At 52.5% G+C, this 7,127-nt stretch carries 5 protein-coding genes; 3 read left to right on the top strand and 2 right to left on the bottom strand.

The window, feature by feature from the left end; genetic code table 11:
* Positions 1-158: 158 nt before the first annotated feature.
* A complete protein-coding gene (locus FJ147_13315) occupies positions 159-1,841 on the bottom strand; it encodes an amidohydrolase family protein (protein MBM4256861.1) in 1,683 nt (560 codons plus the stop codon).
* A gap of 150 nt (positions 1,842-1,991) precedes the next feature.
* Positions 1,992-2,777 (bottom strand): alpha/beta hydrolase, encoded by a 786-nt coding sequence (locus FJ147_13310; protein ID MBM4256860.1) that lies wholly within the window; start codon positions 2,775-2,777, stop codon positions 1,992-1,994.
* A gap of 143 nt (positions 2,778-2,920) precedes the next feature.
* Here FJ147_13310 and FJ147_13305 point away from each other — a divergent pair, with 143 nt between their 5' ends.
* The 3 genes from FJ147_13305 to ptsP all read left to right on the top strand — a co-directional run bounded on the left by FJ147_13305 (position 2,921) and on the right by ptsP (position 7,086).
* Positions 2,921-3,634, top strand: a complete 714-nt coding sequence (locus tag FJ147_13305; protein MBM4256859.1) for a PHP domain-containing protein — start codon at positions 2,921-2,923, stop codon at positions 3,632-3,634.
* Between the two features lie 110 nt (positions 3,635-3,744).
* Positions 3,745-4,536, top strand: a complete 792-nt coding sequence (thiD, locus tag FJ147_13300; protein ID MBM4256858.1) for a bifunctional hydroxymethylpyrimidine kinase/phosphomethylpyrimidine kinase — start codon at positions 3,745-3,747, stop codon at positions 4,534-4,536.
* 21 nt (positions 4,537-4,557) lie between these two features.
* Positions 4,558-7,086, top strand: a complete 2,529-nt coding sequence (gene ptsP, locus FJ147_13295) for a phosphoenolpyruvate--protein phosphotransferase (GenBank protein MBM4256857.1) — start codon at positions 4,558-4,560, stop codon at positions 7,084-7,086.
* The last annotated feature ends 41 nt before the right edge of the window (positions 7,087-7,127 follow it).

Genomic DNA, 7,127 nt, shown 5'->3' with positions numbered 1-7,127 from the left:
CTTCAACCGGCAAATAAGCGCTTCGTTTCTTTCTCCATCATTGCTCCTACTTACGGCAACTGCAGAATAAACTCCACGGCGGCTGTTAACTTAATGCCATTGCCCTGCCAGGGAGAGGGAAACCTAAGGGTCAATCCAATTCTGACAATCGCCCTTGCTTACGCTCCGCGCAACACTTGCCCCGCGCGCGCTTCGGTCGGCTTGCCACTATCGTACAGCACCTGACCGTTGACCACCGTGTAGCAAATACCGTTGGCCATCGCGACTAAACGGCGTCCTCCACCTGGGAGGTCAGTACGCATCTCTGGGCGTTTGCTGGATCCTACGGTCTTTGGATCGAAGATTGTCACATCAGCAGGTAAGCCCACCGCGAGACGGCCACGATCTCTGAGATTGAAGAAATCGGCTGGCTCTGAGGTTATGCGCTTGATGGCGTGTTCGAGGGTCATTGCGCCTTTGTCGCGGACCCAGGTACCTAACAGATAGGTGCAATAGCCAGCATCACACAGCATATCAACGTGTGCACCACCATCAGATAATCCGATCATCGTGCGCGAGTCAGTAATCAACTCAGGAATGCGCTTCTCGTCAGCATTGAAGATTTCCATCGTGAACTGAATCTTCAAATTGTCTTCAATCGCCAGATCAAGGAACGTGTCGAGCGGATCTTTGCCGCGCTCTTTGGCAACGTCAGCCACCGTCTTCCACAGATATTTCTCTAGTGCTGGGTTGCTGACTTCTTTAATGTTGAGGCGGCCCCACAGGGTCTTGTCTGAAAAAATGCGCGGCTCTTGCAACGCTTTGCGGAATCCTTGACGGAAATCAGCTTGACGATACAGTTCCATCTGCTTCTCGACCGGCTGGTTAAACGCACCTTTCCATGATGGCATGTTCGAGAAGATGAATGGATTGCGGAGATCAATCTGGATGATCAACGGCTTACAGGTCACTTGCGGCACGGCACCTTGTTTGAGCAGTGCTTCGGTCTGGCGCAGAGTGTCCATGCAGGCTTCGGGTTTGTCGTCGCGATTGAGTAGCGCTAACCAGGTTACTGGCCGCTTGCTCTCACTGACAAAGAGTTTGAGAACGTCGTAGTCACTCTCTGAGACCACACCAGGATTGTCATTCAGCGCAAGTTCAATCACGCCGCGGCCCATATCTCTCAGGACATGGCTATAGGCAGTCAGTTCATCACGGCTGGATAAACGGCACGCAAGCGGACGGCCTTGATAACCGATGTGCTGTGGCCCATTGGTGGTCGAGAAGCCCAATGCGCCAGCTTGGATCGCTTCGCGTAACAACGCGGCAATCTTTGCCGTTTCTTCTTTGGTAGCGGCGCGATCCATCGACTCTTCGCCCATCACAAAGTGGCGGAACGGAGTAAGCGGAGCCATGAAGCCCACATTCAAACCTAGTCCACGCTTCTGCGCCGCGTTCATGTATTCAGGGAAGGTTGTCCAATCCCAGGTTACGCCCTTGGCGAGTACATCAAACGGAATCGATTCAACGTTGACCAAGTCCCACGCGGCGATTTCGCGTGCTTCAGGGAGGCAGGGAGCGAGACCCACGCCGCAGTTGCCCATGACGAGGCTTGTCACACCATGCCACGATGAGCAAGTAAACAACGGATCCCAACAAATCTGTGCATCGTAATGCGTATGGGGATCAACAAACCCTGGTGAAACAACCAGGTCTGAGGCGTCAATCACGCGTTTTGCGCCATCGGTGATTTTGCCGATCGCGGCAACTTTGCCTCCGGCGATGGCTACGTCCGCTTGCTGACGTGGCGCACCAGTACCGTCAACGACTGTTCCATTCTTAATCACGACATCGTATGACATTGAGTCTCCCTCCTTATTCGGATGGTTGCTGTTCTTGCATCCACACTAGCTCTATTTTTCCCATAGGGAAAGGGCTCAAGACATGAGCCAGGACTGTACTACGATTACTTTCCGCAATGCAAGAGAAACGAAGGCTGGGATTTTTCTGCTTCAAGAGCAGTATACTTCGGCCAGAAAGCGAGCCAGTGCACGGTTTGAGGAAACAACATTCTCACAGTTCACTGTATGACCAGCTTGCGGGATCACTTCGAGGCGACCATGCGGCAGATAATCCATTATAGGGGTGGTCCAACTCAGCGGCACGACGTTATCTTCCTCGCCGTGCAGAACCAGTGCCGGAATGTTGATTTCAGAGCAACGCTCAAGCAAGTTCGGTTTGCCAATCCAGGAATACCCTTCATGATAGGCCCCCCGTGCTGGCAATGTTATCCAACGGTCCACCCAGTGTGATACTAACTTTTTGTTCTTCTCTCGTGTCGTCGTGCCAAAACACAGAGGTGCTGCCCATTCTGCCCATGCTTGGGGGATCGTCCCGTCAATATCCAACTTGCCAAACTCAGCGCGAAATTGCGTTTGTAGCTCTTCAGCGTATGCACCAGGAAATGCCGCAATAAACACGACGCCAGCCAGTCGCTGCGGATAGCGCAAGGCAAAATTCAACGCCATAAACCCGCCCATCGACATACCTGCCAATACGCATTTCTCGATACCAAGAGCATCCAAGAGGGCAACACAATCATCGGCAAGTTGATCAAGTGTAAACGGCTGTTGCCCAAGCTCAGTACGCGAACGGTGGTTGTAGGCAATTTTGCGGTATGAATCAGGGAGTCCAGCGAGTTGAGGATCGAACATCGTGTGATCCATCAATGTCCCGTGCGCAAACACAACGACCGGACCTGAGCCTGTTTCGCGATGCGGTGGAATGAAATTCATCATATTGCGTAGAGAACGCTTGCCACAATGGTTCGCGCGAAGCAATCTCCCGCAGGAATTGAAAATCTTACCTCTTCTTGGCAGCCTTGCTCGTAGAGTCCGCACACGCTATGTGAATCCATCTTGTTTGGACTGAAAAAGGAGCAATGACCGTGAGCGGCATGCGCATTGACTTCCATACTCATACCACCCGTGGCAGTGCGGATAGTAACCTTGATGCTTTCGCTATGATCGGCCAAGCGCAGAAGGTCGGGCTTGAAGGACTCTGTATCACTGAACATGATAACGCCTGGGATGACCCCAAGATTGACGACTACGCCAGCGAACGTGGAGTGACACTGTTTCGTGGTATCGAAGTCACTACCGAATGGGGACACGTGGGTGCGTTTGGCCTCAAGCAATACGTCGGTGGAATTTATAAGGTCAAAGAACTACGTCGTGTCATCAACGACGTTGGTGGTTTTCTCATCGCCAATCATCCGTATCGTTATAAACTTGATCCGCGTTTTCAGTTCATTCACAAAACACCTGCGATCGATGCCAATGATCCCAATTCAGGAGCTAATGCTCTAGAGGTGTTGCAGTATGTAGATGAAATCGAGGTTGTGAACGCCGCCTGCTCTGAGCAAGAAAATCTGTATGCGCTGTCAGTGGCACATCATCTTGGGCGGAAGGGAATCGGCGGGAGTGACAGCCATTCAGCCAATTCGCTCGGAGCTGCGGTCACCGTCCTCGAACGTCGCGTTACTACTGTACGCGATTTAATCGATGAGCTGAAAGCCGGACGGTATTATCCAGGACACAAATTGCATATTGGACAGTTTCAGGCATTTACGCATAATAATGAGGACAGGAGATAACGAATAAGCGAGAGAGGTGGACGGCAGAGAGCGCGTGGCTATTTTTTCTTTGATCCTCTCCCCATCTTCCCTTCTTTGTCTTGTTCGTCCTCACCGAAACAGTATCAACCATGACCATCGCAAAAGCCCTAACGATTGCCGGTTCTGACAGCGGTGGTGGTGCGGGAATTCAAGCGGACCTGAAGACCTTTATGGCGCTCGGAGTCTACGGCACGAGTGTCATCACTGCCGTTACCGCGCAGAATACACTGGGAGTCCAAGGCGTCATTGAACTTCCGCCAGAGTTCGTCGCGCAACAGTTCGATAGCGTTTTGTCTGATATTGGCACCCATGCCGCGAAGACTGGCATGCTGTCTTCTATTCCACTTGTACAGACCGTGAGTAAGAAAGTGCGAGAATACAAGCTGGAAAAGTTCGTTGTCGACCCGGTGATGGTTGCGAAAGGTGGACATCCACTGCTTCGCGAAGAGGCGAGAAGAGTTGTGGCTGAAACCCTACTTCCTCTAGCACTCGTTGTGACTCCTAATCTCCATGAAGCTGGATTGCTCGCCGGGATGGACGTTATCACCCGCACAGACATGGAAGAAGCTGCACGCCGGATTAAGGCGCTCGGACCACGGTACGTGGTTGTAAAGGGCGGACACCTCGAAACCGAAGCGTGTGACATTTTGTTCGATGGTCACGCGCTTCATGCCTATGAAGCCCAGAAACTCGATACCGTTTGTACTCATGGTGCTGGGTGTACCTTCTCCGCCGCAATGACGGCAGCCCTGGCGAAAGGACAAGACGTACAATCCGCTATCGCAACGGCGAAAACCTTCGTCAGCACAGCGATGGCTGCTGGTGTCCTGATCGGTGCGGGACACGCTCCACTCAACCACCGAGCTGGGTTCTCCGCATAATTCTGCGCAATCCCCCGGAAAATGCGCCATTTTAACGCGCTGCGCCTTGTGAGCGGAGTAGGCCTCAGCTATTATGCCTGCACCACGTGGGATCCTATGGAGCAAGCCTCCAAAAGCAACAACGCGTTGAAACGTACCACGTCTCGGACTCGCACCAAGACGATCACACCTGCACGTCAATCAGCACGCCGTGGTCATGGGTTAAGTTTATTGGAAGATATCGGAACGCTCATTGCCCGCTCGCATGATTTGCAGGAGACACTCGAAGAGATTACGCAGACCATCGCCGAGCGCATGGGAACCGAGGTCTGCTCGCTCTATCTCTATGATGCCAAGGAGCGGCGCCTTACCTTATGGGCAACAACCGGACTGGATCGCGCGGCAGTCGGTAACGTCACCATGAGCATTGACGAAGGTTTGAGTGGGTTAGTCATTGAGAAAATGGAGCCAGTCGCGGTCACCGATGCGATGACCCATCCGCGCAATAAATACTTTCCTGAGACTGGCGAAGAACGGTTTCATTCTTTTCTTGGCTTACCCATCCTCGAAAAAAATAACCCCCTTGGTGTTCTTGTTATCCAGAGCCGCAACCGACGCCACTTCTCTCGTACCGAAATCCGCTTGTTAAAGGCCATTTCGACACAAGTCAGCCACAATATCGTCCAGGCACGACTGCTCGAAACACTCAAGAGTAAGGAACAAGAACGCGAAGAGGCGCATCGAGGCATGGTTGATGCGATTAAGCGTCTACGGGTGTACGAGCGCGAACGCGAAGAAGAAAACTCCGCACGCAATCACGGTGGCCGAACCCGCCTCTCCGGCATTGGTGCCTCTCCGGGGTTTGGCATTGGCCATGTGCATCTTATCCATCCCAACATTCAGTTTGATGCGCTGACGGAACGTACGGTCGATACCCCTGAGGAAGAGTTGCAACGTTTACACGCTGCCGTGCGACACTCACAGGCAGAGATTGAAGCGCTGAAGACGCAGGTACATGCACGGTTACCCGAAATCGATGTGGCGATCTTCGATGCGCATGCGATGATGTTGGAAGACCCTGGGTTTCTTGGGAAAATTGAAGAGTTGATTCGTGACAATGACGCCGCCGAGATTGCCGTCAAAAAAGTGAGTGAAGAATATATCGAAACTCTGGAACGGGCGGAAAATCAGCTCCTACGAGAACGGACCACAGATATTCGCGATGTCAGCCAACGCCTGTTGCGCCAACTGCTAGGACTGGAAGAGCAGGAGCGACCGATCAATGACAGTGTCATTCTGCTTGCCGACGAATTGACACTGTCTGACCTCTGCATGGTGGATCCCGAACGGCTGAAGGGAGTGGTGCTCGGGAGTGGAAGTGCAACCTCTCATGCCTCAATTCTGGCAAAATCGTTCGAGATTCCCACGGTCGTTGGAGTTGAACACGCAGAGATGGTGCAAGAGAATGATATGGTCATCGTCGATGGCAACTCCGGGGTGGTATACGTGAATCCTGGAAACGAAGTCCTGCGTGAATATACCCAGCTCGATCGCGAGTATCGCGCTTTTAATCGCGATCTTGAAGGGATTCATGATCTGCCAGCCGAAACGCGAGATGGCGTGCGCGTCACGTTGGCAGCGAATGTTGGGTTACTGGTCGACGCGACCCTTGCCCAACGACACGGTGCGGAAGGTGTCGGGCTCTATCGGACGGAGATCCCGTTTCTCACCTATCGTGATTTTCCCAGTGAAGAAGAACAATTCGAGCTATACCGACGAGTCTTAAGCAGTATGAACGGCAAGCCGGTAACCATTCGCACGCTGGATTTAGGCCCCGACAAATATCCCGCGTATATGCGATTGCCACGGGAACATAACCCTTATCTCGGTTGGCGTTCGATTCGCATCTCACTTGAGAAAGCCGACATTTTCAAAGTGCAATTGCGAGCAATTCTCCGCGTTGGCGTCCATGGTCCAGTGCGACTCCTCCTTCCCATGATCTCCAGCGTTGAAGAAATCTTTCAGGTGAAAAAGCTCCTCGCCGAAGTCAAAGCGGAACTACACGAAGAAGGGATAGCCTTTGACCCGTGGATGCCGCTGGGAGTGATGGTTGAGGTTCCTGCGGCAGTATGGCTCGCGGATCGGCTTATCAAAGAAGTCGATTTTTTCAACATCGGAACGAACGATCTCATTCAATACCTTCTTGCCGTAGATCGCGACAATCGCAAAGTGGCATCTCTGTACGAGCCGCTGCATCCTGCGGTACTGCAAGCCATTTCCTGGACCGTACAGGCCGCAAAGCGAGCTGGGCGCCCTGTGAGTATGTGCGGGGAAATGGCGGCTGATCCATTATGTACGATGGTGCTGCTCGGCATGGGACTCGATGAATTAAGTATGGAGCCGTTTTTTGTTCCCGTCATCAAGCGGGTCGTCCGGTCGTTATCCTACGCCGAGGCACAGCAACTAACGAAAGAAGTGTTGCGTATGGAAACAGTACAAGAAGTGAAGGGCCGGCTCTTTGGAGAGTTGAAAAAACTGGGCATGATCGAGCTGGTGGAAATGTACCACTGATGATGCGCGATGATGATTTTATGGCGATTTCATTGACATTT

This window comes from Deltaproteobacteria bacterium, assembly GCA_016874775.1.
Taxonomy (GTDB): domain Bacteria; phylum Desulfobacterota; class Binatia; order Bin18; family Bin18; genus VGTJ01.
The sequence above is the reverse complement of the archived record's forward strand: the minus strand, read 5'-3'. Positions and strand labels throughout refer to the sequence as shown.

Coding starts and splice junctions, on each gene's coding strand:
- FJ147_13315 (MBM4256861.1), bottom strand. CDS start 1,841: ATGTCATACGATGTCGTGATTAAGAATGGAACAGTCGTTGACGGTACT.
- FJ147_13310 (MBM4256860.1), bottom strand. CDS start 2,777: ATGATGAATTTCATTCCACCGCATCGCGAAACAGGCTCAGGTCCGGTC.
- FJ147_13305 (MBM4256859.1), top strand. CDS start 2,921: ATGACCGTGAGCGGCATGCGCATTGACTTCCATACTCATACCACCCGT.
- thiD (MBM4256858.1), top strand. CDS start 3,745: ATGACCATCGCAAAAGCCCTAACGATTGCCGGTTCTGACAGCGGTGGT.
- ptsP (MBM4256857.1), top strand. CDS start 4,558: ATGCGCCATTTTAACGCGCTGCGCCTTGTGAGCGGAGTAGGCCTCAGC.